The organism is Luteibacter aegosomaticola (assembly GCF_023078475.1).
GTDB lineage: Bacteria > Pseudomonadota > Gammaproteobacteria > Xanthomonadales > Rhodanobacteraceae > Luteibacter > Luteibacter aegosomaticola.
On the sequence record NZ_CP095741.1, the window covers coordinates 2,930,080 to 2,953,812 of the forward strand.

24 protein-coding genes and 1 tRNA gene are annotated in these 23,733 nt (G+C 62.6%); 4 read left to right on the top strand and 21 right to left on the bottom strand.

The genetic code is table 11. The features are described from left to right. Window positions 1-629: 629 nt before the first annotated feature. The 5 genes from L2Y96_RS12945 to L2Y96_RS12965 all read right to left on the bottom strand — a co-directional run bounded on the left by L2Y96_RS12945 (window position 630) and on the right by L2Y96_RS12965 (window position 6,866). Entirely contained in the window at window positions 630-2,036 is a 1,407-nt protein-coding gene (locus tag L2Y96_RS12945; protein ID WP_247326353.1) for a hypothetical protein, read from the bottom strand. 23 nt (window positions 2,037-2,059) lie between these two features. Further along, window positions 2,060-3,715 carry a MobA/MobL family protein gene (locus L2Y96_RS12950; protein WP_247326366.1) on the bottom strand — a complete coding sequence of 552 codons (1,656 nt, stop codon included), beginning with the start codon at window positions 3,713-3,715 and terminating at the stop codon, window positions 2,060-2,062. Window positions 3,716-4,166: 451 nt separating this feature from the next. Further along, on the bottom strand, window positions 4,167-4,598 hold the full coding sequence (locus L2Y96_RS12955; RefSeq protein WP_247326368.1) for a 3'-5' exonuclease: 432 nt from the start codon (window positions 4,596-4,598) through the stop codon (window positions 4,167-4,169). Between the two features lie 139 nt (window positions 4,599-4,737). After that, window positions 4,738-5,367, bottom strand: a complete 630-nt coding sequence (locus tag L2Y96_RS12960; protein WP_343218412.1) for a UvrD-helicase domain-containing protein — start codon at window positions 5,365-5,367, stop codon at window positions 4,738-4,740. Continuing rightward, window positions 5,364-6,866, bottom strand: coding sequence for an ATP-dependent nuclease (locus L2Y96_RS12965; RefSeq protein WP_247326375.1), 1,503 nt, complete (start codon window positions 6,864-6,866; stop codon window positions 5,364-5,366). Before L2Y96_RS12965 ends, L2Y96_RS12960 begins: the two co-directional genes overlap by 4 nt. Before the next feature lie 316 nt (window positions 6,867-7,182). Here L2Y96_RS12965 and L2Y96_RS12970 point away from each other — a divergent pair, with 316 nt between their 5' ends. After that, window positions 7,183-7,626: a hypothetical protein gene (locus L2Y96_RS12970; protein WP_247326377.1), complete on the top strand. Its 444-nt coding sequence runs from the start codon at window positions 7,183-7,185 to the stop codon at window positions 7,624-7,626. Here the strand turns inward: L2Y96_RS12970 and L2Y96_RS12975 are convergent. The 5 genes from L2Y96_RS12975 to L2Y96_RS12995 form a co-directional block, all read right to left on the bottom strand. Next, window positions 7,623-8,312: a serine/threonine-protein kinase gene (locus tag L2Y96_RS12975; RefSeq protein WP_247326378.1), complete on the bottom strand. Its 690-nt coding sequence runs from the start codon at window positions 8,310-8,312 to the stop codon at window positions 7,623-7,625. The two genes, L2Y96_RS12970 and L2Y96_RS12975, sit on opposite strands and share 4 nt — an antisense overlap. Before the next feature lie 83 nt (window positions 8,313-8,395). Beyond that, on the bottom strand, window positions 8,396-9,229 hold the full coding sequence (locus tag L2Y96_RS12980; protein ID WP_247326389.1) for a DUF6216 family protein: 834 nt from the start codon (window positions 9,227-9,229) through the stop codon (window positions 8,396-8,398). A 481-nt stretch (window positions 9,230-9,710) separates the two neighbouring features. After that, window positions 9,711-11,192 (bottom strand): recombinase family protein, encoded by a 1,482-nt coding sequence (locus L2Y96_RS12985; protein WP_247326391.1) that lies wholly within the window; start codon window positions 11,190-11,192, stop codon window positions 9,711-9,713. Window positions 11,193-11,405: 213 nt separating this feature from the next. Next, on the bottom strand, window positions 11,406-12,176 hold the full coding sequence (locus tag L2Y96_RS12990; protein WP_247326393.1) for a DUF6602 domain-containing protein: 771 nt from the start codon (window positions 12,174-12,176) through the stop codon (window positions 11,406-11,408). A gap of 89 nt (window positions 12,177-12,265) precedes the next feature. Continuing rightward, the gene (locus tag L2Y96_RS12995) at window positions 12,266-12,613 is read right to left on the bottom strand and encodes a hypothetical protein (protein ID WP_247326395.1); all 348 of its coding nucleotides are present in this window, start codon (window positions 12,611-12,613) and stop codon (window positions 12,266-12,268) included. Window positions 12,614-12,850: 237 nt separating this feature from the next. On the opposite strand from L2Y96_RS12995, the gene L2Y96_RS13000 reads away from it, so the two are divergent. Together L2Y96_RS13000 and L2Y96_RS13005 are read left to right on the top strand one after the other, a co-directional pair. After that, entirely contained in the window at window positions 12,851-13,642 is a 792-nt protein-coding gene (locus L2Y96_RS13000; RefSeq protein WP_247326397.1) for a hypothetical protein, read from the top strand. A 151-nt stretch (window positions 13,643-13,793) separates the two neighbouring features. Further along, window positions 13,794-14,459, top strand: a complete 666-nt coding sequence (locus L2Y96_RS13005; protein ID WP_247326399.1) for a hypothetical protein — start codon at window positions 13,794-13,796, stop codon at window positions 14,457-14,459. A 94-nt stretch (window positions 14,460-14,553) separates the two neighbouring features. Here the strand turns inward: L2Y96_RS13005 and L2Y96_RS13010 are convergent, their stop codons facing one another. The 5 genes from L2Y96_RS13010 to L2Y96_RS13030 all read right to left on the bottom strand — a co-directional run bounded on the left by L2Y96_RS13010 (window position 14,554) and on the right by L2Y96_RS13030 (window position 19,791). Further along, complete coding sequence (locus L2Y96_RS13010) at window positions 14,554-15,063, bottom strand: hypothetical protein (RefSeq protein ID WP_247326401.1); 510 nt, start codon at window positions 15,061-15,063, stop codon at window positions 14,554-14,556. A 92-nt stretch (window positions 15,064-15,155) separates the two neighbouring features. Beyond that, a complete protein-coding gene (locus L2Y96_RS13015; RefSeq protein ID WP_247326404.1) occupies window positions 15,156-16,670 on the bottom strand; it encodes a site-specific integrase in 1,515 nt (504 codons plus the stop codon). Between the two features lie 87 nt (window positions 16,671-16,757). Further along, window positions 16,758-16,847 (bottom strand) — tRNA-Ser (locus L2Y96_RS13020). Window positions 16,848-16,934: 87 nt separating this feature from the next. Further along, window positions 16,935-18,215, bottom strand: a complete 1,281-nt coding sequence (gene serS / locus L2Y96_RS13025) for a serine--tRNA ligase (protein ID WP_247326414.1) — start codon at window positions 18,213-18,215, stop codon at window positions 16,935-16,937. A gap of 31 nt (window positions 18,216-18,246) precedes the next feature. Continuing rightward, window positions 18,247-19,791 (bottom strand): FAD-dependent monooxygenase, encoded by a 1,545-nt coding sequence (locus L2Y96_RS13030; RefSeq protein WP_247326424.1) that lies wholly within the window; start codon window positions 19,789-19,791, stop codon window positions 18,247-18,249. 240 nt (window positions 19,792-20,031) lie between these two features. Here L2Y96_RS13030 and L2Y96_RS13035 point away from each other — a divergent pair, with 240 nt between their 5' ends. Then, the gene (locus L2Y96_RS13035) at window positions 20,032-20,562 is read left to right on the top strand and encodes a hypothetical protein (protein WP_247326427.1); all 531 of its coding nucleotides are present in this window, start codon (window positions 20,032-20,034) and stop codon (window positions 20,560-20,562) included. A gap of 28 nt (window positions 20,563-20,590) precedes the next feature. Here the strand turns inward: L2Y96_RS13035 and L2Y96_RS13040 are convergent, their stop codons facing one another. The 6 genes from L2Y96_RS13040 to L2Y96_RS13065 all read right to left on the bottom strand — a co-directional run bounded on the left by L2Y96_RS13040 (window position 20,591) and on the right by L2Y96_RS13065 (window position 23,728). After that, window positions 20,591-21,406, bottom strand: a complete 816-nt coding sequence (locus L2Y96_RS13040) for a hypothetical protein (RefSeq protein ID WP_247326429.1) — start codon at window positions 21,404-21,406, stop codon at window positions 20,591-20,593. 76 nt (window positions 21,407-21,482) lie between these two features. After that, complete coding sequence (locus L2Y96_RS13045; protein WP_247326432.1) at window positions 21,483-21,893, bottom strand: SRPBCC family protein; 411 nt, start codon at window positions 21,891-21,893, stop codon at window positions 21,483-21,485. An 80-nt stretch (window positions 21,894-21,973) separates the two neighbouring features. Continuing rightward, window positions 21,974-22,540 (bottom strand): hypothetical protein, encoded by a 567-nt coding sequence (locus L2Y96_RS13050; RefSeq protein ID WP_247326435.1) that lies wholly within the window; start codon window positions 22,538-22,540, stop codon window positions 21,974-21,976. 148 nt (window positions 22,541-22,688) lie between these two features. Further along, the gene (locus tag L2Y96_RS13055) at window positions 22,689-22,979 is read right to left on the bottom strand and encodes a hypothetical protein (RefSeq protein WP_247326438.1); all 291 of its coding nucleotides are present in this window, start codon (window positions 22,977-22,979) and stop codon (window positions 22,689-22,691) included. After that, on the bottom strand, window positions 22,976-23,305 hold the full coding sequence (locus L2Y96_RS13060) for a hypothetical protein (RefSeq protein WP_247326440.1): 330 nt from the start codon (window positions 23,303-23,305) through the stop codon (window positions 22,976-22,978). Before L2Y96_RS13060 ends, L2Y96_RS13055 begins: the two co-directional genes overlap by 4 nt. Window positions 23,306-23,320: 15 nt before the next feature. Further along, the gene (locus tag L2Y96_RS13065) at window positions 23,321-23,728 is read right to left on the bottom strand and encodes a hypothetical protein (protein WP_247326442.1); all 408 of its coding nucleotides are present in this window, start codon (window positions 23,726-23,728) and stop codon (window positions 23,321-23,323) included. Window positions 23,729-23,733 lie beyond the last annotated feature (5 nt).

A 23,733-nucleotide genomic window follows, 5' to 3' on the forward strand; every position in this document is an offset into this window, starting at 1 on the left:
CTGCGCCGAAAAGGCCCCATCCCGCTGGGCATCTGGTTGCGCATTGCGCGCAGGGCGGAACGTCAGGAAACGCGCATTAGCTTCCCGTGAAGAGTGACCGAAGAAACTTGCGCGGACTCGTGTCTGGCTAGAACGGCGCGCGACTGCGTTGCTGTCGCGTCCCGCCCCTCAATTCATGCAGCATGGACTGTTGGTGTCGACCATCGACGTGGCTTTTACGCGCAGACGCGTGCGAACGTCCACTCGCAACTAATTGCGTCCACGTTCTGGCAATGCGTTGGCACAAGCCGTCCCTATATCGTCCGTCGTAGGCGAACACCTACGATAGGCGGCGGAAAAACCTGACAAGCATTTGTGCGACCTTCAACAACGGGCGCACGTCCATGCCCATGTGCACAAGCGGGACCGGCCGGACAATGCACTCAACTTGCCGGAAATGAGTATTGTCCTCCCTGTCCAAGCGTCGCGCACTTCTATTGGCGAGTGCACAGGGTCGATAAATAACAGCCGGGCCAACCGGGTGCGCGCCAGACCAGAAGACGTCGCAGCGTCTGCGACGGCGAGCGTTGCCCGCCTGCGTGCGCCATGCATGGTGCTGACGCCACCGCCCTGCGTGGCCACGGCTCATTTCACGGTTTGGGCGTCCTTGAGGGCTTGGCCGGCGGCCCCGCCCGGGTGTCTTCGGCAGCGTCCCCCAACAGACCGCCAGCGGGCATCTCCACCGGCACGGCCTTCGCCATCGCAGCCTTGAGGCAGGCACGCTCCTTCCCGGTCAAAAAGCCCATCAGGTGTGACAGAACGCGGGGATCGGCCGCATGGAGGGACTTGACGGCAATCCGGAGCTCGTCTTGCGCGACGTCGCGTGCGGCACGTGCCACGGTTGACTCATGGACACCAACCCCTACCCGGTCCTGCATGCGGGCGATGGACGCTTTCAGTTCCTGCACGTGCATGTGGGCGATCGTCCTCTCCCGGTGATGCCGCTCACGCGCCAGGGATGCGAGTTCCATTCGGCCTTTGGCAAAATGGATCAGCCCGACCTTCTTGTCCTGCAGGCCGGCCAGCGCCGACGCCGATGACGCCCGCCGTTGACGCGCCCGGTCGAGCAGGTAGGCGTGGTCAAGAAGCTGACTCTGGAGGCGCGTCTGCCGCTCACCGCACTCGTCGTACTGGCGGTCCTTGTCGAGGACGTCCCGCAGTGCGTCCTCGACCGTCCTGGCAAACCCCAGCGCCACATCGAACTCGCGCAACTCCATGACCGTCTGTCCACGCGGCCCCTCCCGCTGAAGGCGGGCCACATGCGGGTGCGTGACGGCACTGATGTCGGGTGCCAGCCGCAGCGGGACCGCTTTCCCATCCGCCGGACCGTCGGGGAATGAAAAGATCCCGACGTTCGGGGCCATGGGTGCCCGGGACACCGCCCCCGCCGCCGCAGACGCCGCCTGCATCAGCCGCTGGAGCTCCATTCCGACGCGATGCTCGAACTGCTTCATCACACGGATATTGGCCACCATCAACAGCCGCCCTCCAAAGCCCGAAGGCTGACCCGACCGGTCGACGACGGACGGCTGGCCGCCCCCCGGCAGCACGCGGGTGGGAAAACACAAGCGAAGGCCCGGAACAAGGCTCGTACGCAACGGCCAGGGCACCTCGGCGTCGATCAGCGACCATGTGACCGGCACGTTGAGATCCTGCGCGATGAAGCGCGAGAGATTGCCCGCCACAGTCCTCATGGCGGCGTCGGACGCCGTGGGCAGCATGACGCGGAGCTCGAAGGCCGCAGGCAAGGTGCCATGGCGCTCCGTCCATTCCACACGGTTCCACACCTGACCGGTGTCTGCCGTCCAGCCCGGCTGGCCCACAGGCGCCACCGTCGGTGCAATCGACGGAACGGTGTCGTCCCTGACCACGCGATGATCATGCACGGTCGTGCTGCGCTCCTCGATGAGACGCGTCTGAAGACGCTGGGCGATGAGGGAGACGACAGTCCCGCCGGCGGGACGGAGCAGGAGTTCAAGTTCGATGTTGTTTTGCATGCAGCCCTCCCTGGCTGGTGGGTTCAGTGGGGTTTTTGCGGGCGATTGAACGGGGCGTCCGCTCTTTCGGTGGAGACAAGGTCCGCGCCGTCAATGTCGAGGTCGACGGCCAGCGCCTTGATGTCCATTTTTTGCGTGTCGTCGAGAAACGGAATGAGTGCCTCCGCAAACGCGGGAAATTCCGTCTTGTAGGCCTGCAAGGCGTCGAGCAGCGCACCATGGGCCTTGCGCTCATCCATCTTCTGGAGGACACGGACCCGGTTTGCCTCACTGACCCCGGCCTCGTGCTTTCTCACTGCATCACACACTTGCCGGGCATGCCTTGCTGCCCGGTCCCGCGCCTCGACCAGGGATGCATGCTGACCCGACGCACGGCGCAGCTGGGCTCGGAGGGGATGGGCGATCATCCAGCGGTCGAGATTTTGCTCAGCGCGACGCAGGTCCCCGTCGACGATGGACTGACGGCTCGCTGCATCTGCCAGTCTCATCTCGCGGCGCATCTTCTGCATCGCAAAGTCCCCCGCCGCCTGGCGGGCACGCTCGACGGAAAAGAGCAAGGATTCGAGCAAGTCGGCAAAAAACATGGCCCTCTCCAAGGCGGCCTGGTCGGCTTCCGTCCGTGGCGGCGGCCCGGCACGACGCATGGCTTCGGCCAACCGCAGGTGGGAATCCATGCGAAGCATCCGCCCACCGACCAAGCGCACGCGGTTGAGCAACGGCGCCTTGCCGTGCGTGCCTGCCCGGGCACGCCGCTTGAGTCTGCCCACCGAGGACGTCGCACCCTTGAGAGCCCGCGTTGCGCGACGCTCGAGAATGCGCTGCCGGACCGCTGCCGCATCAAGCCTGACCGCAGGCGAATGCTTGATCGCTCGGTCAGCATGCAGTCGCTCCTTCCTCCTCCGCCGCTCGCCGGGGACCAGGGTCACGCCACCGACGTCGAAGGCACCAGTGGGCTTGTACCACTTGTTGTCCTTGCCAAAGCGCCGGGCGCGCTCTGGCTTTGGCTGGATATCAAGGCCAAGGCGCTTGTAACTTTTCGATTCGTACTTCGCCTCAAGCCCAGCGTTGGCGGCGTACCGGTTGGCGAGGGTCGCCCACTTTGCATTTAGCGTGTCGACAAACTCTCCCGATGTGTTGCGGTTGGACAGTTCCGAGAGCTTGCGCCCGAGGAACCAGAGCGCCGAGGCTCCGCTCCCCTCTTTCTCGAGCTCGCGGGTGGGAAAATACAGATGCGCGTGAAACCCCACTTTGCTTTCATCCTTCGTGTTCCCATCAAGGTCGACTGCATTGTCGCGATGAACACCAATGGAGACCGGGGTGTTGAAGCGCGCCACGATGAAGCGGGCCATGCCACGTGCCATCTCGACGGCATCGTCCTTGCCAAGCCCGAGCGGGATGGGCATACGGAAATCCCGTGCAATCTGCGCCGTCGATTGCTTCTCCGCCTTGTCGACCAGGTTCCACAACACGCCTGGGTCGAGCATCGAGGCCGGCACGCCAGGCGGTCCAATCGTCTCGGCATGGACGACTTCCTTTCCAGCGCGTTTCGAGTACTTGTGCAGCGCACCGGTGCGCTCGTCGAGAAGGTCGATTCCCAGCCGATAGGCTGCGCCCGCAACCGCTGAGTGGCGCTTGCCGCGCTGGTGGGTATGGAGGTGGGGTCTGGCGTGTTGAGGCATGCATGTCCTTTTGCAGAGTGACCATCCTGGCCGGATGAAAGCGCATGTCTTGTTGCACGCAGCGCCTTCGTTGTGCTTTCAGCTGTACCGTAGAATTCTCACCCGTCAAGGGGGTGCAATGCCATTGTGTTGCAGACGATCTCAGGTGTAACGCGCCCAGTGGCGCGGGAACGGACTTGAGCGCCATACTATTTGAAACATCGTGAAAAAAGCGGTTTTGTATGCGCATCTTGTGACAGACTTGAAACACGCCAAACCCGGATGGCGCGACATTCACACCAAAAAAGATTCCGCCTTTCGCCCGTGGCCAGCTGTACATCGGTGCGATTGCCTGCTTTTCCATCGGCACTTTCTACCCGCACAGCGGGCCCGGCGCACACCGTGCGACGCTTGCATGCAACGCATGCTAAGACGTGCTCTCCGTTTTTGCGGGGGTCCCTCGAGCGTGCCGTCAGGCTGACTCGCCAGCCTCACCGAGTGAATCTTGTACCGCCTCGACAAAGACCGATGGTGTCGTGGCATACATCAAGTGCACCTGATGGCGGGCTCGCGTAAGGCCAACGTAAAACAGTCGCCTCGCCTCCGCTTGCTGCTCGGCATTGTTGTCTGCACGCGGCACCTGCCCATGCTCGAGGCCCGGCATAATCACGGCATTGCACTCCAAACCTTTTGCACTGTAGAGGGTGGTCAGGAACAATCGCCCAGGGTCTCGTCCGTGGTTGCTGAATGTTGACACCGTCAGGTGGCCGAGGGCCTTCCCGTGGGCGGACAGTCCGCGAAGGGCACGGAATTGGGCGGCCTCTTCGCTCAGCGTCGGGTCGGCGTCGAATGCCTGCTTGAGAAAACACTTCTCCATACCAGCAAGCCAGGTGCGAAGCGCCATGGCGGGCTTCTTGCCCTTGACTAGGAACCGCGCAAGCCCGAGCTGCACGGCAAGTGCAGGGGCTTCCCGTCGGGGAAGCCGGAGGATCCGGAACAGGCTTCGGGTCAACGCTGCGACCGTGATGTCCGATTCGCCCATGTTATCGGTGCACCACCCATTCGTGCTTGTCGATGAGCTCGACGCCTGCGAGCACCATCCCGTCGAAGTCGATAAGGCCGGCACGGGCCATTCGCCGCTCGAACGCATCAACGACCTTCCGCTCAACGCGGTCATCCCCCGTCCAGGCCGGCGACTGCCGATCCTGGACGGCCATACGAGCGACCTCACAGCGCATCCTGAACTTGTAGTCCGTGCGCCGCCCAAGAACCTCAGCCACCGCCTCTCCGAAATGACGGCTTCGCTGGGCTTCCGTCGCTACCACCAGGGGCTCGGGCACGGAGACGCCGGCCAGCCTCGCAAACGGCATGATGAGCTCGACCAGACAGAATCCATGGACGGTGGACACGAGGACCCGGGATTCGTCATCCAGACGCAGGTTCGAGAGGCGGCGCCGTATCTCGTTGACGCAAGCATTGCTGTAAGTCAGCACGGCGATCCGGTGAGGTTCGGTGATGGCCTCCGTCACGAGACGTGCGACCTTCATTACAATCGTCCTGGTCTTCCCGCTGCCGGGACCCGCGAGCACCACGCAGTTGCCCTTCGACTCGAAGGCTTTCCACTGTCCGGCGTTCTTCCGGATCCCCGGAACCTCATCACGCCATCCCGTCACAGCTCGTCGAGCTCCGAATGGAGGTAGTCGAACGCATTGGCGATGTACTCGGGCAGCTCCATCTCACCCTGCTCGGTGATGAGGGACGCGAGCCGTTGGGCCAGGCGCCCCTTCCCGACGGAATCGATGTCCTTGAGGAATGCGGCCTTGTCGAGGCTGTCCGGGTCGGCGGCCCACCCAGCAAAGCGCTCAATCATGCGGTTGTTGGTCGTCACACCCTGGACTGCGGTGCTGAACAACTCGTGGTTACCGGCCTTGAAGAGGTCAATTTCAAAGGTATGGTCGTTCAGGAAAACACCCCATTCCGGTGCGTCGTCGACCACTTGCTGGAATGACAGCCGCTCCCAGATATTCTCGGGCATGACCTCAGCCATGATCTGGTTCACCACACGTTTCAACCCATAGCCGCTCTTGGCACCGACCTCCTTGGGGTCAAGGTCCTCCTGGCTTCCTGGCCCTTCCTTCGGGTCAAAATCGGTCAGGACGGCATAGGGAATTCGAAGGCCTGCATGGCCCAGAAGACGGATATAGGGCGCAAAGTTCGTTCCTGCAACCGAACAGACGGAAATGCCAAGTTCGTCGAAATCCAGCGGCGGGTCGTGAAGGGCGGCGAGTGCCGGCATCAGAAACCGTTCGGCATCGCCTTCGACCAGCAGCACGCCACGCGCGAAGAACAACTCCCCTCGCGTCACGTCTAGGTAGCGCTCGATGTCGTCGAGGTCGCCCTTGTCCAGTGACTTCGCCGCCCTTCGCAGACTCCGTCCGACGGTGCCCGTCGCTTTCCGCTTGAGCACGACGACGTCGGCTAACGGCGCCACACTTGCCACGTTGGCCGAATGGGTGGTCAGAAGGATCGTGCGGGCCTTGTACGCCTTGCGAACCTTCTCAGTAACGTCCTTGGTGCGAAGGTACGTGCGATAGACGAGTCGCTGGAGGTGTGGATGCAGGTGCGCTTCCGGCTCCTCGATGGCAAGGAAGGTATGACGGCGCGCGTTCTCGTCGGCCAGTGCCTGCATTTCGAGATGCTTGAGCGCAAGGTAGAGCACGTTTGCAGAACCGAGACTCGCCTCTGCGACACCCCGGCGGTTGCCGTCAATCATCAGCTGGAGCGCGCGGATGAGGCGCGTACCCTCCGTCGGCGCAAGTCCGAGTCCGGTGCTAACCGCGTGCTGCGGACCGACCATCGCTGTCAACTGGGTATTGACGCCCTGGACGACAGCATCAAGGTCACCGAGCTTCGTGAGAGACGCCGTAGCCGCGTCGACATCACGCGCAATCTTTTCGAGCACCTTGGCGTCGATGTATTGGGCCGCCCTGTCAAGCAGCGGACGCAACGGAGAACGCCCCCAACGTGCAAGGTCGCCCTCCGCGTCGCGGAGGGACGGGAACAGGTCAAGGGGCAGCCAACGGCGGATGTCGTGACCCACATGGCGGATTTCAGCACGGTCTTCGCCACCGAAAACGATGAAGTCGTAGTCCGCCTCGGACTTTCCCGACACGCTCGTCCGCGCGTGACGCTCGCTGGGATATCGATTGGCCAGCAGGACTGGCCAAAAAGCCGCGCACGATAATTGGCACGTGCAGCCCATTCCAATCCCCTTTCGTGTGATTATTCGTCTCGAGGCGCCACCCATCAATGCACGTTTTCGGCGATAAAATGGAAAGCGTCAAATGCGGCAGTCGCTCGCGCGCCATGACATGCAGCGGGCATGTCGAGTCGCAACAGAGGAGTGCAAGGATGGCGATGGCGCTCCGCCGCATTGAGTGACACTGCGCCCCCATCACCCGTCCTGTTGATCAAGGAGAACCAACGCCATGGCCACCGCGCGCATCGCAAAGATCGTCAAAAGCACGCCACTGAACAACACTTCAGTGCCGGTCTTCATCGACGAGATAGCATTTTTTGAGGCGGAAAGGGATGCCAGCGGCATGCCGACCGCGCAGCTCGTGGAAGTCCCATCCCCGCTTTTCGCCATCTGTGCCGGACCGTCGGGTCCCTACCTCGACACGGAATTTGCGTCCTTCGGACAGGCCGAGGCTCGCGCACGTGAACTGATAGCCGATGCAGCGCTTCTTCAACAACTCATGACCATTCCACCTGGCGTTTCCCTGGATACATGGGTCATTACTAAAGGAGGAGCACGTCTGGCAACGGAAGAAGAGAGCGCAGCAATCCGAGACGCTCGCGCAGACCTTGGCGAGCTCCAGAACGATGTCACCGCCGAACCGGAGTATCGGCGTGCAAAACCGAAGGTCTAGAGGCGATCCCGGCTATGGCACCCGCATGCAGAGGGCAAACGGGACAATCGCCGACGCTCCTCCGCAGCGAGGAGTTCAAGTGCGGTGCTGGTAAGACACCATTGATGACCGGCGTTGGCATGCCGCCATAGCCTGGCGCCTTCGCGCCACTGTTTCGGTGACAGCGCCGCAAGGTCACCCGGAGGATGGTCCCACACATTGGCGAGCGTCCGGGGATCCTCCCTGCGCAGGACGTCCGGAACACTGGCGGGCGCTGGACTGGCTGGGCTCCCCAGCCAGTCCAGGGTCGCGTCGAGAACGGCAGATGACGCCTCTGCGAGCGCTTCGGACAATCGCTCAACAAAGCGCTGTTTTGCCACAAACGCCAAAACCGCCCGCCCCCATTGTCGCTCCAGGACAGCCACCTCAGGTAGCGCGACAAGGCCCCACGTCGACTCGACGCTGGCATCGACGAACTGCACAAACTCGTCCCGCCAGGCTACCCAGGCGCTGCCGGGAAACCGCCGTTCGACCGCCTCCGTTGCGGGCGCCAGCGCATAGCCGAAGGCATCGAGCCAGTCGGCCATTTCCGCCGGTGTTTGGGGACGCTCATACGGCCGTTCGTCCTCGTACCGCGAAAAAGAACGTGGTATGACGCGACCGGGGAAAATGGTTGCGGGTTCGGCGGCCTGCAGGAGAAGGTTCACGAGACTCACCTCGGGACCCCCATCCTGGCAAGGATCCGTGACCTGTCAAGAGGCGGCCGGCCATGGGACGCCGCCGACCCGGTTCACCAGCTTTCGCGACCGACCGGCCCACCTGACGGTACCGGAATGCTTGCCGCTGCATGGCGCTCGATCTGGTCTCGCACGGCATGCGAGGAGCGGACCGACGCGGTCCACCGGTAGAGAAGCAGCAAGACGAACGCGGCCAGGACGCACAAGGCACCCCCCGCCAAATGCTGGGCCTTCACGTCGGAGACCACGGCTGCCGGCAGGTGCGGGTCGCTGAGAATGTCGCACACATCGGCGCGATCGCCGTTGAAGCCGGCGGGGTCGTCGTTCGTTTTGCAGTCTGTGACGGTCATCGCCGCATAACGCGGAACCCCAAGCGGATGGGCACCTTCGGCCGACAGGTAAAACCGGTGGCCGTTGGCCTTCAGGGACACCATCGCCTCGTCTTTGGACAGGAGAATCGCGCCAAAGGTCATGAACAGGCAGGCGATATAAGCAAACACGAGCGCGGTGCCACGAACACGCCACAGATGGGGGAGCTTGTCGGAAATCGTCAGGGCCTTGCGGTCGAAGTAGTTCCTGCATTCGCCCAACGTCCCGAGGTCAACGCCACGGGCAGTCGCCCAGGCCTCCACCCGCCGCGCCTCTGCGTAGCTGTCTGCCCACATCACCAGTGCGCGGCACTTCATCAACTCCATGCGCTCACGAATCGGACCGGCGAGCCATTCGGCCTCCACATCGGCCTTGCGATGTATCAGCCGCCACAGGCGCAAACGAAGCGGAAAGAGCGAGCGGCCACGAATGGCCAGCCATGCAACAGGAAGTGCGACGGCAAGGGCGGAAAGATACGGCGCAAGTGGGGTCGGGTCGGGGAGGAACGAAAGATCCATGGACAGCCTCGGGTGATGGGTCTGGGCTGTATCGGTCAGGGCTTCTCCAACTGAAGGGCGCAACCACGACACGAATGGATGAATCGAACGCGAACCATGTGTTGCGCTTGCAGTCAGGCGCCTGGATGGGCGTCCGGCACGGTGTCGCCGACGGCCGAATGCAATGCCCGCAGGGCCTCTGGCCGGGCATGCGACATCCAGCGGACAAAGGACGCATCATCGAGAATCTGACTGCAGATGCCCCGGAGAATCACCCCCTCGAGCACCGACATGCCCTCGACGCCACCCTTCCCCTGCCGCCTCGATCGCTGGCACCAGCGACGCGTAATGCCGTGCCGCGCAAGATGGCGACAACCGGTCGCGTCCTCCATGAGCAGGGAAACCGCGCGATCAAAAGCGGCAAAGTGCGCCTCCGCCGCACGGGCCTTCGCACACAACTGCCGAGTCTCGCCGGCGCGGCGCCAAGCGCGCTCCGCCTTGTTTATCCACACCGCATGACCTCCCGTCTGGACAATCGCGCCAGATCACCAAGGACTGCGAGCGACGGATACGTGCATTGGTCAATCAATGGTCCATTTCGCGCATGGAACGACCGTGGCCAGACGGGAAACAAGACACGGGGCAAAACGAGGTAGTCGCGCGGCACCGGTTCGTCTATCCGGGTGCGGACGAAGACCACGATGTCCGCGTCGTCCACCGCCCGGTGGTTGAAGAACTGCATGCGTTGCCTTCCAACAGCCCGAACAACCGTGAACGACATGGTCCACACGCCATCAACGCAAAGCGTCCACGTGTCGCGCGTCACCGTCGATCCGGCGTCCCTCAGCCACTCTTCGACAAATCCAGTCACCGACTTTCGCCACGTCGTGATGAGCTCTCTGGCCGCAGCAACGTCGGGATTTCTTGGCTGCACGTAGCCAAGCATGCGATACAGCGGTGTCAGGCCGCCGAAGCGGCGTGCAACCGCATGGCTGTCGGGCAACCCTGGGTCTGCATTGATAAGATCAATCGACAGCCGCCCCTCCCGCTCAAGGATGCGTCGCGTCCGCTCAACAATGGCCTGCGTCGACACCCGGCCGTTCTGTGCCTTGTGCGCGGCTTGGGCGGCATCAAAGAGCTCCCTGCTGATGATCGGCGAGATGGCACCGTCGGCACGGACCCATGAGCTGACGGGCTGCTGTTGAACCGCCCCGCCAAGGCGCTTTGCTTCGCGCCCGTAGACCAGAGTGCCGCAGTAGCGCTCAGACGTGATGACTTCATGCACCCGGCCATACGTCCAGGCTTTCCCGAAGTGCGTGACGCTCCCCCGTTCATTGAGTTCATTTGCGATGCGGGTGTAGGTCTTTCCTGCAACCACCTGCTGAAACATCCACTGGACGGTGCGCTGCTCTTTCAACGGTCCAGGTACCAGAACGACACGATCCGTTTGCGTCCCCTTCCGCTCGCCCCGCTCCAGAATCTGGCGCCTCTTGCCAAACTGGTCAATGAGCAACCTGCGCAGGCCATATCCCGGACTCGCCCCCTGATGGAATCCACGGGACGCCAGGGTGCGATGGGCAATGACCGTCTTCCCCGACAGCTCGCGGCTGTATTCGGCGGCCATTGCCCGTTTGAGCCCCTTCACTATCATCGCGAAGGGTGACCCATCATTTTCGAACAACTCAGCGACGTAGCAGACCTTCACCCCTGCACGCCAACACAGGTATTCGTAGTAGGCGGCTTCGTCAACGTTCTGGAAGCGCCCCCATCTCGATACGTCAAGTACAAGCACGGTTTCGAACGTGCTTCGTCCCCCGGCGATGTCATTCATCAATGACAACAGGCCGGGCCGGTGCTCTATGGTCAGGCCGCTGCGCCCTTCGTCGCGGTAAGTACGCACAACGCGCATACCGTGGGCGTCCGCATAGGCCGTGATGGCAAGACTCTGGTTGAGGATGGAGTATTGCTGCATGTCGGTAGACATGCGCATGTATGCCGCGACCGGGACGGGGGCGACCGGAGCAACGCCTGTATCAGACATGGCTTTCTCCCTCCCCCGCTCCCGAGCCTAGGGAGTGAGGACACGGGTAGCCATCCGCCATGCAGCCTAAGTAGTTTGTCGGTCAAACAACCAGCGCCCCGCCCAGAACCCGGGCGCCACGACTGACTCGATATACGGACGATACCGACTCCCTTTTCACAGGCGACGCACGGCGATGCGATGAGCCAACTTACCTTCACGAGGAAACCAGACCTCGTGCCCCTCGGCGGGCGTGGCAGACAGCCTCAGCACCAGGTTGTGGAGAAAGTAGCCCGGGCTCATGCGGTCGAGCTCGTAGAGCGACCAATGCTGCCCGGGCACATCACCTTCATCCCGGTCCCAGAATCGCAGAAAGGTCGATGGCCCGAGGACGACATGGTCAACCACCCGCTCCCACTCGCCTCCGGCCACCCTCGCGAGCGCCGACAACGCCCTTCTCCCCTCGTCGGCCCGTTCGTTCGGGTCAAAGGCAAAGAGCCCGACAAAATCAAGCTTCATGCCTCCCGCATGGCGGATCTGCATGGCGTCATCGGCAAGACGCTCGATGGCCGATGCGAACTGCGCGTAGCCGAGCTGCGTCTTGACCTCGATGATGCCCCGGCAGGCGGCCGGCATAATGAAAACGAAATCGCCATCACGATGGAGCACCGGATGGGAAGCGTCGTACAACAGCACGTCGACTTGTGAGCTTGCCATGTTGTCGGAGACGACGAATCCCCGGCCGACTGCGATATCGTGCCCGATGATGCGCCGAATCATCGAGCGGATGACCGACTCCTTCCATTCCCCGTCCGACAGCCAGTGGGGCGTCGTCATCAGGTTGCGGACGCGGTTCTTCAGCGCCTGTGATTCATGGGTGAGGTCGCGAAAGTATTTTTTGATGTCCACCGTATGCGCCTTGACGGAAAGCCCGGCCAATCGTTGCACCGACAGCCCTCCTGTCAAGACGGGTAGTCCCGGTCGGCAAACCAACGGATTTTGAGTCCGCCGCGTCGCGGAATCGCCTTCAACTTGCCTTAGAGTCGACCGAGCGCGTGGTTCTTCCCGCAGCCAAGGCATTTTCGGTACGGACCGAAACGGCCATCGCGCTCACGGCCCAAAAGGCATGTGCAGACGAAACAGCGGTCGCCATTTCCCTGGGTCCACCGCCAGTAGCGGGTCATCTGCCAGAGATACACGACACCTGCGACAACCGCCGTGGCGATGGCCATGTCATCGCCAACGTTGTCAAACAGGGGCGCCCCACCCAGCGCCTTTGGCAGGTCGCTGACGGACGACGCAATGGTCGCCAGCGCCAATCCTGCACCGAGCACAACGATCGCAGGTGCGGCCAACCGCAGCAGCATCTTCATCTCAAATGTCATGGTCCCTTCCCTTTTTATTAAGGGTGCCCAATGCCGGTCTCGCAGCGTGAGACCGCTTGGCCCAGTTGAGCGCTGACCGGGAATGTCAGCGCCTCTCCTCTCGCACATGAGTGGTCCCGGCCGAAAATGCGTAGTTGTTGCCTCACTCATTTTGTCCGTCATCGCAGCCCCTGAGACCGGCCTCGGTGACCTTGGCATTACGGCACCAGGCCGTCCAACGTCATCAGGGGAACCACCGTGGCCAGTCACGCAGTACGAGGCGACACAACGCTTTTCAACGCACTTCAAGCGATGCAGCCATATAAGTCCAGTCGGTTCCTAACGGGCCTTGAACGCTTCTTCCAGCAGTGGAGCCGACGCGCCCTTTGGGTCGCCGTCGCGGGCCTCGGCGTCATGATGCTTCTCGGTGCTGTGCGCTTCCTTGCCGGCCCACTTCCTCCGGTCCTGAAAACCACAGGGCTCATCCTCGGCCTCCTTGATCTCATCGCCTGGTATGTGATGCTGCTGGCCGATGCGGCCGCCACATTCGCACAGCTGGCCATCCGCACCGTGCGGGACCACCACGACCGGGGCCACTTCGCCCATGACCTGGACCTTGCGTCCAGCATTCGTGAATACCCGCGCGCCAGCATCGCGCGGGCGGATGCGTGGCTCGACCAGGAGGCAACCGGCATGGAGCGCCGCGTCTCGGTCCTCTTCGGCAAGGAACTGGCCATGGTGACCCTTCTGACAACCCTGCTTACGGGCAAGGCCAATGAGATAGGCTCGGCCGTGGTTGCGCATCTCGCACCCACGTTTCACACGACACCTGGCATGGTCACCGGCGCGCTGTGTACCGCCTTCGTCCTCCTCCTCATCGGGGCGTTTCGCGTCAAGGCACGGGTCGGCCGGATTGCCTATCTGCGCTACCTCATTCGCCTTGCCGGGCTCGGTGACGACAATTCAAACGATTCCGCCAATGGAATGACCGCGCTTGACGTCCCTTCCCCGGCACAGGTCATCAGCCTGGCGGACCACCGGGCGGGATGACTGCGCGAGGGGCGGACTCCGCGACGCTCTCATCGGCACATCACGCCACTCCACCCCAGATACCGCTTTGGTCGTAGGTCATCCCCTACAGAAACGAGAGTCAGCGTCGTTTTACCATCCGCTAACCATGACCCTCGCAGGAGGCAGCCCAGTGTCAAAAGCACGCATCAGCGTCAACAAGCTTGGTGAATACCTTACGGCAACGCCAGCACGGCGCCGTCGCATTGTTCAGGACCAGAAGGCGCCGAAAGAATTCATTGTGACGCGCTACAGCGATGCGCGACAGGAGATCGTGAGCTTCCTCGCCGATGGAATGGAGGACGAGCAGTCGCTCAGGGATGCGGCGCTACACCTGCGCCAGGCGCCCGGTACGGACTTCGTTCGTCAGGACAAAGCTGGATCCGCCGATGCCATCGATGATTTCCTTGAGACAACCGATCAGCTCGTACTCGACGGATTGGTCATCGAGCCTGTCGATTCAACTGTCTCTGCCCAAATCGACATTGCGGGGGTAACAGTATCCGTCCGTCCAGATGTCTTGCTCAAGACAAAAGCAGGACACGTCGCGGGCGCAATCAAATTCCATTTTCCGAAGACCTACCCCCTTTTGGATAAAGGCGCAGAGTACGTCGCCGCGACGCTGCGGGAATATCTGGTCAAGCAACACCCTTCGTCAGAGATTGATCCGAAGCACTGCCTTGTCGTCGATGTGCCCGCCCGGGTTGTGACGCATGCCGCCAAGGCGAGCAAAAAGAAGATGGCCGACATCGAAGCGGCGTGCGAGGAAATCAACGCACGCTGGCAATTGTCGGGCTGACACACCGCGCTCGGCCCGGACAATTGCGCTGGTCGTCTGCAGTCCGCACATTGCAGCACGTGGTGGGCTCAGGAGACGAATTCCAGCGCCACAGTCACAGCTGCCGCCGGTGGCGCTCCTGGCCGGCACTGCCGAGTACCCGGCTGAGGTAGCGCTGCTGCAACCGGGCAAGATGCCCGCGCGCAAGGTCCCTAAGATCGTGCCCGCCTGGCGGACTGACCACGCCCATGGACGCCGAATCCCGGAACCAGTGACGGGGTTCGCCAGGGCGCGGAAGCGACGACAGCACCTCGATAAGCCCGTCCGGGATGGCATGGTCGCCCGAGGCGAGCCACGCCCGGGACAGCTCGGCCTCTGGCCCATCCCCGGTCTCATGCCAACGAGCCACCACACGGGCACACGCATCCATCGTTCGCTGGATACGGCAGAGCTCACGCCACATCGCCTCGACGCTGTCGAGCCGCCCACAGGCAATGGTGGTGTTGCTCGCGGAATGCACCATTGTCCATGACCGGCGCGGCTTTCTTGCGACCTGGGGTGCTTCTTCCAACCGCCAGCCCGACGCCTCCATCGCGCTGGCCAGTTCCCGTTGCGTCCGTGCCATTCGGTGATCCCGTCAAAGATACAGATCTAACGGGAAATCCTGGCTCGTCAAGGGGGCACGACACATTTGCCTTTGCGTTGAAAACGCTTCTCCTAGGCAAACGCGTCAGTGTCGGGCTTGACCGGATAGTCAAGTTTCTGGATGGCGTCGAGCACCTGCTGCTTTGGCACATCGTCCGAGTACGTGTTGTGGTGCTCGTCGTCGAGGTCATGGCCGACGTATGCGGCACGCACCTCCGCCTCGATGCCGTGCGCCTGGAGGTGCTGGATGAGGGTCTTGCGAAAGGAATGAAAGCCGAGCTTGCCGGTTTCTGGCTTGGGAAGGATGGCGGAGAGATGCCGGCCAAAGGCTTTCGACAACCAGTCGCCCTGCCCGTTGATGGCCGCACCTGCTTTTGTGGCACGACGGCCGGATTTGGGGAACAGGCGTCTTTCACCTGCAGCACGCAGGCGCTCGACGCGTATGAGAAGTCCCATCCGGATGAACTCAGGGTGGACCGGGATGATGCGGTTGGATACCTCGTTTTTGGTGCTTTGCCCGACCCCTTCATCGGTGATGCGAAGACATGGGATGCCATCGACGTCGAAGAAGTCACTGAGTGCAAGCTGTCCGATTTCCGAGACACGCGCGCCGGTGAACAGGCCCATCCACATGCCAAGCTGCGCGTCGGTGTTGAGCTTCTTGAGATTGTCCGGTGCAAAGAGCAACTTCAACTGGGCATCGTTGTAGGCGCGAAAACCATGCTTTTTCCGCTGGCGTTTTTCGCGCGCGCCATACGAGGCCTGCCCCGATGCCGGATTGGAGTGGGCCTCGAAATGAATAAAGCCCTTGCCCTTGGCCCAGGCCAGAAACCCACGAACGTACGAGAGGCGGTTGACAATAGTCGGGGTGGCAAGGTCCCTTGCGCGCAGCTCGGAGACCCAGGCACCAATGGGCACACGCGTGCACTCGTGCACGGGTGTTGACTCCCCGACCGAACGTGCGAAGTCTTCCAGCGCGAGCCGCTTGGAGACCAGGGTTTTGGGGACCGTGTCTTTCTTGATGTCGGCCAACCACTGCGTGGTGGCTTTGCCAAGGGGCATCACCGCCTCGGGCAGTGCGGCCTGGGGTGATGCTGAGACCGGTGTTGCCTGAGGGATTGGTGCAGAGGGATGGGACACGGGTTTCGGCGCAGTGGGCGTGGGCGCGTTCGGGCTCCACCCGTCCCGCATCCACGCCTGGACCATGACTTCTTTTCTCATGTCGCCGATGCGGTCAATGGCTTCCATGGCTTCGATGTGGTCGGCCGCATCCTTCGTTTCAAGCTCGATGGAGCCGTCGGCGCCGACTTTCAGTTTGTAATTGATGCCGCGCCGGTTGAGCAGTGCAGCGAGCTCGTCGACGTCCCATTTCTTCCCTGACATGCCCATGACCTTCAGCACTGAATGGAGCTCATCATACGCACGCCAAAGATGCAGGGCGAGGTCGCGGCCAACACTCAGCTCCCGCGTGCCGAGACTCTTCTTGACGACGTGCTTTTTCAGGAGTGTGGCAACAACGGCGGGAACTCTCCGCCGGAAATGGAAGACTCCACTGGGAGCTCGGACAAGGTAGTGCGGGATGCGCATAAGGGACTCTTGTGTCCCGAAATGTGTCCCGATGGCGGTTTCGCACGACTCTCGCAAGCGACTGATTTAAAAGGAAAAAATCAGGCTTGGCGGAGAGAGTGGGATTCGAACCCACGGTAGGCTTACACCTACGGCAGTTTTCAAGACTGCTGCCTTAAACCACTCGGCCATCTCTCCGTATTTTCAGCACCCCGGCTGTTGCAGCCGGAGGTCACACAAGGCGCGCCAGGATTGCCCCGGCGCGCCGATTGTACCTGAACCGGCTCAGCTAATCGCCTCAACCCCAGCCATATACGGCCGCAGCACCTCAGGCACCACCACACTCCCATCGGCCTGCTGATAATTCTCCATCACAGCGACGAGCGTACGGCCCACGGCCAGCCCAGAACCATTCAACGTATGAGCCAGCTCCGGCTTGCCCGTAGCCGGGTTCCGCCAGCGCGCCTGCATGCGGCGAGCCTGGAAATCCGTGCAGTTGGAGCAGCTGCTGATCTCGCGATAGGTGTTCTGGCTGGGCAGCCACACTTCGAGGTCGTAGGTCTTGGCGGCGGCGAAGCCCATGTCGCCGGTGCAGAGCATCACCTTGCGGTACGGCAGGTTCAGCGCCTGCAGCACGGCTTCGGCGTGGCCGACCATTTCTTCCAGCGCCGCCATCGAGGTCTCGGGCGTGGTCACCTGCACCATCTCGACCTTCTCGAACTGGTGCTGGCGGATCATGCCGCGCGTATCGCGGCCGTAGCTGCCGGCTTCAGCGCGGAAGCACATCGAATGCGCGGTAAGGCGCATCGGCAGCTGGTCGGCTTCGATGATGCTGTCGCGGACAAGGTTGGTCAGCGCCACTTCCGAGGTCGGAATGAGGTAACGCTTCTTGTCATCCACCATCACGCCAAACAGGTCTTCCTCGAACTTGGGAAGCTGGCTGGTGCCGTACATGGCATCGGCGTTCACGATGAGCGGGATGTTGTGCTCGAGGTAGCCGTGGCGCGTGGTGTGCAGATCCAGCATGAACTGGGCGAGCGCACGGTGCAGGTGGGCCAGCTGGCCGCGGAGCACGGTGAAGCGGGCACCGCTGAGCTTGGCGCCGGCGTCGGCATCGAGCCAGCCGTGGCGGGCGCCGACATCGACGTGGTCTTTCACCGGGAAATCGAACGCCCGGGCGTGGCCCCAGCGCAGGATCTCGACGTTCTCGCTCTCGTCCTTGCCGATCGCCACTTCAGCGTCCGGCAGGTTCGGGATCCCCTCGGCTATGGCGGCCAGCTTGGCCTGCACGTCAGCCAAGGCATGCTCGTTGGCTTTCAGCTTGTCGCCGATACCGGCCACTTCGGCCATGAGCGGCGCCACGTCCTCACCCTTGGCTTTCGCCTGGCCGATGGCCTTGGAACGGGTGTTACGCAGGTTCTGCAGCTCCTGGGTCTCCGTGGACAGGGACTTACGCTCGGATTCCAGACGCTCGATAGTGGCGACGTCGAGGTCGAAATTGCGGGCGGCGCGGAGGCGTTCTGCCGTTTCGGCGAGGCGGCCGCGCAGGAGTGCGGGATCCAGCATGGTGGTTCTGTCCGTGGTGGGCGGTCTTTGATTATGTCATGGCCTCCCCGGCTTTGGCCCGCCCCGGATGCAGGCTGTGGCTGGCGAAGTAGGCCTCGAGGGCCTCTACCCGGCCCTCCGGCTCCGCCAGGGCCACCCAGGTGTCGGGCCGAAGCAGGTAGGCGGCGCCCTCGGCCAGGCCGGCTTTGGCGTAGACCGGCTCCCAGGCGAAGTCGCGCAGGGCCACCCCGCGGTGCAGGCACCAGGCCATCAGCTCAGGCCGGGATTCGCCGTAGACGTGCACCTGCCAGCCGATCCGCTCCAGCGGGGCGAAGTTGTCCTTGTCGCCCACCCGCACCCACGGCAGGCGGTCGCCGCCTCGCACCTTCCCTGCCCGGCCTTCGCTGAGGGCGCTGTCGTGATAGGCCAGCTCGGTCTGCGAGACCAGCTTGAACATCGCCTGGCGTGCCGCGCCCAGCTCGAAGGCCATGTGCGCGGCATACGGCAGCATGTAGACGCGGAGGAAGTTGGCCGCCGCGCCGCCTGCGGTCATCAGCGAGAAGCCGCGGTCGGTGGTGTGCACCAGTTGATGAGCGAAGGCTTGCCGCTCGCGGTTGTAGGTATCGAGCAAGGCATCGGGCGCTTCGCCCTGCAGCACCTCGGCGAGTTTCCACGCCAGGTTGATCGCATCGAGGATGCCGGTGTTCATGCCCTGCCCGCCTGCCGGGCTGTGGACGTGGCCGGCGTCGCCGAGGAGGAACGCGCGGTCGCTGCGGAAGGTTTCCGCCACGCGGTGGTGCACGCGGTAGGTGGAGAACCAGCCGACCTCGTCTACCGTGACACCGAGGCGTTTGATCGCATCCTGATGGACGTCTTCGAACGTCAGGGCTTCGGCGCGTTCGGCACGTTCATCGGCTACCGCGCCGACAAGGCGTGCCTTGCCTTCCTTGCCGTAGGGCAAGGCCAGGACGAAGTCGCCGCGCTCGATCGATACATGACCTTCTTCCGGCGAAGCGAGCCCACTGAGCTTTACATCCGCTACGTAGAACACCGAACGGTACGTGCCGCCTTCAAAGCCAATACCGAGCTGATCACGCACGGTGGAACGCGCACCATCGCAACCGGCGAGATAACGTGCCGAGGTGGTTTCTTCACTGCCATCCGCACGGCGAAGCGTGGCACTCACCAGATCAGGCGCCTGCTCGAACGACACGAGCTCCGTGTTGCGTTCAATCGTGACGCCCATCGCTTCCAGCCGTGCACCAAGCAGGCGTTCGTGGTGATCCTGCGGATAGATCAACGGCGAGGGATACGGCGAAATCCCTGCACCCGCATCCGCCAGGGCGAGCCGAGCCGCGCGACGCCCACGCGTCCACATGTTGATCGCGGTCATGCCATGGCCATCGGCGATCACGGCTTCGGCGAGATCAAGCTGGCGATAAAGCTCCAGCGTCCGCGCCTGCACCACCATCGCCCGCGAGGTATCGCCCGGGCCGGGCTTCTTGTCGATGATGCGCACTTTCACGCCCTGGGCGGTAAGCCACAGGGCAAGCACGAGCCCCGTAGGACCGGCACCACTGATGAGTACGTCGTCCATCGGGAAGCCTCGGTGGTCGCGTGTTGATAACCCTCAATGCGCGCGGGAGGGGGCTCCTGTCAAGCGGAAGCGGCATTTCCCGGGCAGCCGGTCAATCAGACGGATCTGATTTTTCCTCGCGAAACCAAAATCCGTGACCGAGTCCGCCCATTGGCCAATCGGGGCAATATTTCAGAATTCTTCCATAGCAAGCGGCCCGAACAGGCCTCCACACTCCGCGGCCATTCGACAGGAGTGCCTATGACTGAAAGACACCACACACGCATCGCCATGGCTATAGCGCTATTCGCGGCGATAGGTTCGGCGCAAGCGGCCAGCGACCTCAAAGTCCACCTCAGCACGGACACGTCTTCAGCTAAAAATCGAAGCGTCATCGTGACGGCGACTTTTACGAATGAAGGCGACGAGGCCGCCTACATCTATCGCCCTGAATCGCCCTTCGGCCGTTACGACGACGAGCCAGCGTCCGACTTTCTCAAGGTCAAGGACTCTTCAGGTAATCCCGTCCAGTACATAGGGTCCAGGGACCATTGGGGACCCGTCGAGGCCAGCCATTTCGTGACTGTGGCGCCGGGCCAATCTGTTCAAAAGCGCGTGGATATAACGAACGCCTACGCATTTGGAACGGGTGGCGTGTTCTCCGCTCGCTATGTTGCGTACCAACGACGACCTCCGGAATTGCCACGCCGCGCCAAGGAACGCGCCCCGCTTCCTCCCCTGGAGTCTGATGACGTCGTTCTAGTCGTGGACAAGCCGTCAGACCAGCAATGATCGCTTCGTCGCCTCACGGCTCGCGCCGCTACAACACATGCCCAAACCGCTCCTGCAGCCGCGCCTCATTCGACCCGATAGCACCCGTCCACCAGCAGGCGGGATAGGCCATATCCACGAAATGACGATCCGGAAGGCGGCGCTGCATCGGTAGCAGGAAGACGTCGGAAAACCCCGGATGATCCGGCCCGGCGAGAACATCGCAGAACCCCAGGATCCCCACGAGGATATCCCGCTCAGCCTTGTTCGACTTAAGCGACTTGGGCAGGCGCGCCTGCAGCTTCGCCGCTGTTAGCCCAGGCTCGGCGGCCCGGATGACATCGACGATGGCGCGGAATATCTCGATATCTTCGCGCGTCGGTTTCGGCGCCTCTTCCCGCATGAAAACAGTGAGGTCCATGGCGGCGAATGCCAGGTCAAGATGAGGGACACCACCCCACTTGAACCGGTAGAAATTATAAATATTCCAGTCGTGCACGGTTCTGGATACGTACCAACCACAGATCGCACAGGCGACACCCGCCGCCGTCACCTCGTGCGGCAACATGTGCTCAAAGACGGAATAGCTGCCAAGCGCTGAGCGCCAATCGAGCCGCCGCGTCGAGAGGCTGGCAAGAAAGGCGTCGGCGACCGTGCGCCGATCAAGACGGTCCACCGCCTCGCACACCGTCATGACCGCCTGCTCGTGGGTCATGGGCACCGGGTCGAACATCAGGCCCTTTTCTTTGGCGTAGCGGAAATCGTCGTCTGGTACGGACCGTTGCTCGTCTCGCTTCCAGCCGTCACGGCCGAAGTAGGTGTCGTGGAGGATTTTCCAGGCTTTGGGATCTATGGGGTTGGTCATTTGGCATTCCGTTGCGTCGTTGGGCGGTGGGGATCGCGCGCAAGCGCGCTCCTACAAGAGCACGCGGCGTGGAAAGTTAGAGGGTGGCTTCCAGGTTGCTCAGCATGGTTTGCCAGCCGTGGGTGCTGGGCTTTAGCCACTGCTCCTCCACTTCGTGGGTAAGCGTGAGGTTGCAGCCGCCAGGGACATTGACGATCTGGATACGGACATGGACGGAGCCCGGATCATAATGCGGAACGGAGAAGCTGAATTCGAGTTCGTGCGGCGGGTCGATGCGTTCGTAGGTGCCGGTGTGCAGGATGTCGCCGTCTTCGCGGCGTTCCACAATGCGATAACTACCGCCCACCTTCGGGTTTAGCGCCACCTCCACCATCTCACCTTCGGGCGTGGCGAACAGCCACTCACCCACGGTGTCCTGGTCCAGCCAGGCGCGAAAAACCTTTTCCGCCGGAAACGGAAAGTAGTGCGTGACGTTGACGCGATGCATGGGCCACCCCCGGCACATGGAACCTGGGCTGACGGTCGCGGATTTTGCCCGCGGACACAACCGCCATGGCTAGTATCCATTCACATACGCTTGCGCCCCAACCACCAGCCCATGGCAGCGCCGGCCAGCAACCAGCCAAACGCTTGTTCGAGCAAGTAAGCGAAGGTGAACGGTGCCGGGAAGCGGAACCAGTTCCAGAAAGGTACGCTCAGGCTTAGCCACGTGAAGACACCAAACCCGAGGCCCACGAGGAGGCCGCGGCGCAGACCGGCGCCGCCTCGGAGCAGCACCAACGTGACGATCAGCGCCGCGAGAGTGTCCCCGAACCACTGGTGGAACAGGTTATGGCCCATCGCCATGGGGTTGCTGCCCTGCGGCTGGTAGACGATGAAGGCGTAGGGATTGCTTTCGGTCTTGGCGACATAAGCCTGGATCGCCTTGTCGTCCCCGCGCATGGCCATGTCGAAGTGCGGGAGGATGTAGACGCCCTGCTCTTGCGGCAAGGCGGTACGCAAGGTGTCGAGCAGGCGGTTTTCGTCGACCGGTGCCTTCATCGAGGCCTGGCCGATCGGCAGCACCATATGGGCGAAGGCGCCCCAGAGAAACATGATCAGGCCACCGATCAAGGCGGCAACGACAACACGCATGGCCATTCTCCCCGGGCGATGGTTGGCCCGAGGGTACGACCGGCCCACGCCCACGAGAATCAGCCAAACGGCCGAGCCCCGCCCCTGTAGGAGCGTGCTTGCACGCGATGGGGCTTGCGGCGAGCCCCCATCGCGCGCAAGCGCGCTCCTACAGGCGTTTCTTTTCCAGCGAGCGGCGGAGCCAGGTGACCATGAGCACCGCCGTGCCGAAGTTGCCGATGACCTCACCCGGCCACACGTGGCCGTATTCGATGCCTTTGTAGTGGAAGTAATCGGCAAGCAGGCCGAGGATGTTCACGAGCATGCCGGCGGCGATCAGGGCATGACCGGTACGAACGAGCCGGCGCAGGCTCTGGTCGGTGAGCAGCCAGCACGCGCACACCAGCATGACGGCGCTGCAGGCGAAATCGGCGAGGCTGTAGAAGATCTCGTCGTTCATTTCGGATCGCCCCCTGCGATACGGTCGATCATGCGATTGGCGAGGGATTCGCCACGGTTGTCGATCAGGCGCTGGGCGATGATCGTGATCCGCAGGCCAAAGCAGCCAATGAGGAACGACACGCCGGCGTGGATTTCGGCGGGCGAATCCGGCAGGAAATGCCGCTCCAGTGCGGGCGCCAGGAAGATCGCCATCATCGCGCCGCACACCACCTGCACCACGGCGCGGCGGCGTGAGGCTTCGTTGCCCAGTGCCACCGGTAGGAACGCGCCGCCCACCGCGGCCAGCAACAGCCAGAAGCGGGTGAACATCAACATGGTGTCCATGACAACACGCCCTCCTTACGGCTTGCCGGCGGGTGCCAGTTGCCCCGTCCAGTCGTTGTTCTTCGAGCTGAAGCTGATGTGCCAGATCGCGCTTCCGTCCTTCGCCTTGGCGGGCTTGAAGGCGATCTCCTTCTTCAGGCCATCGCAGAAGCTGCCGCCGTTGGTCGAGAGGTTGAAGCGGAAGAGCGAGGCGCCGTTGTCGTCTTTCAGGTAGGTAGCGGTGATGTCGCAGCTGAAGGGTGCGTCGAAGTGGATATTGGCGGACTTGCCGGTGATGTCGACCCGCGTGGCGACATCGGTGTTGGCGTGTTGCGCCAGGCCTTCGAGGCGGCCCGAGGGTGGCGCGGCAAGCGCCAGCGCGGGGACCAGCGCCAGTAGTAGCGTGGCGGAGATCGCGCAGAAACCGAAACGATGATTTTCCATGACAC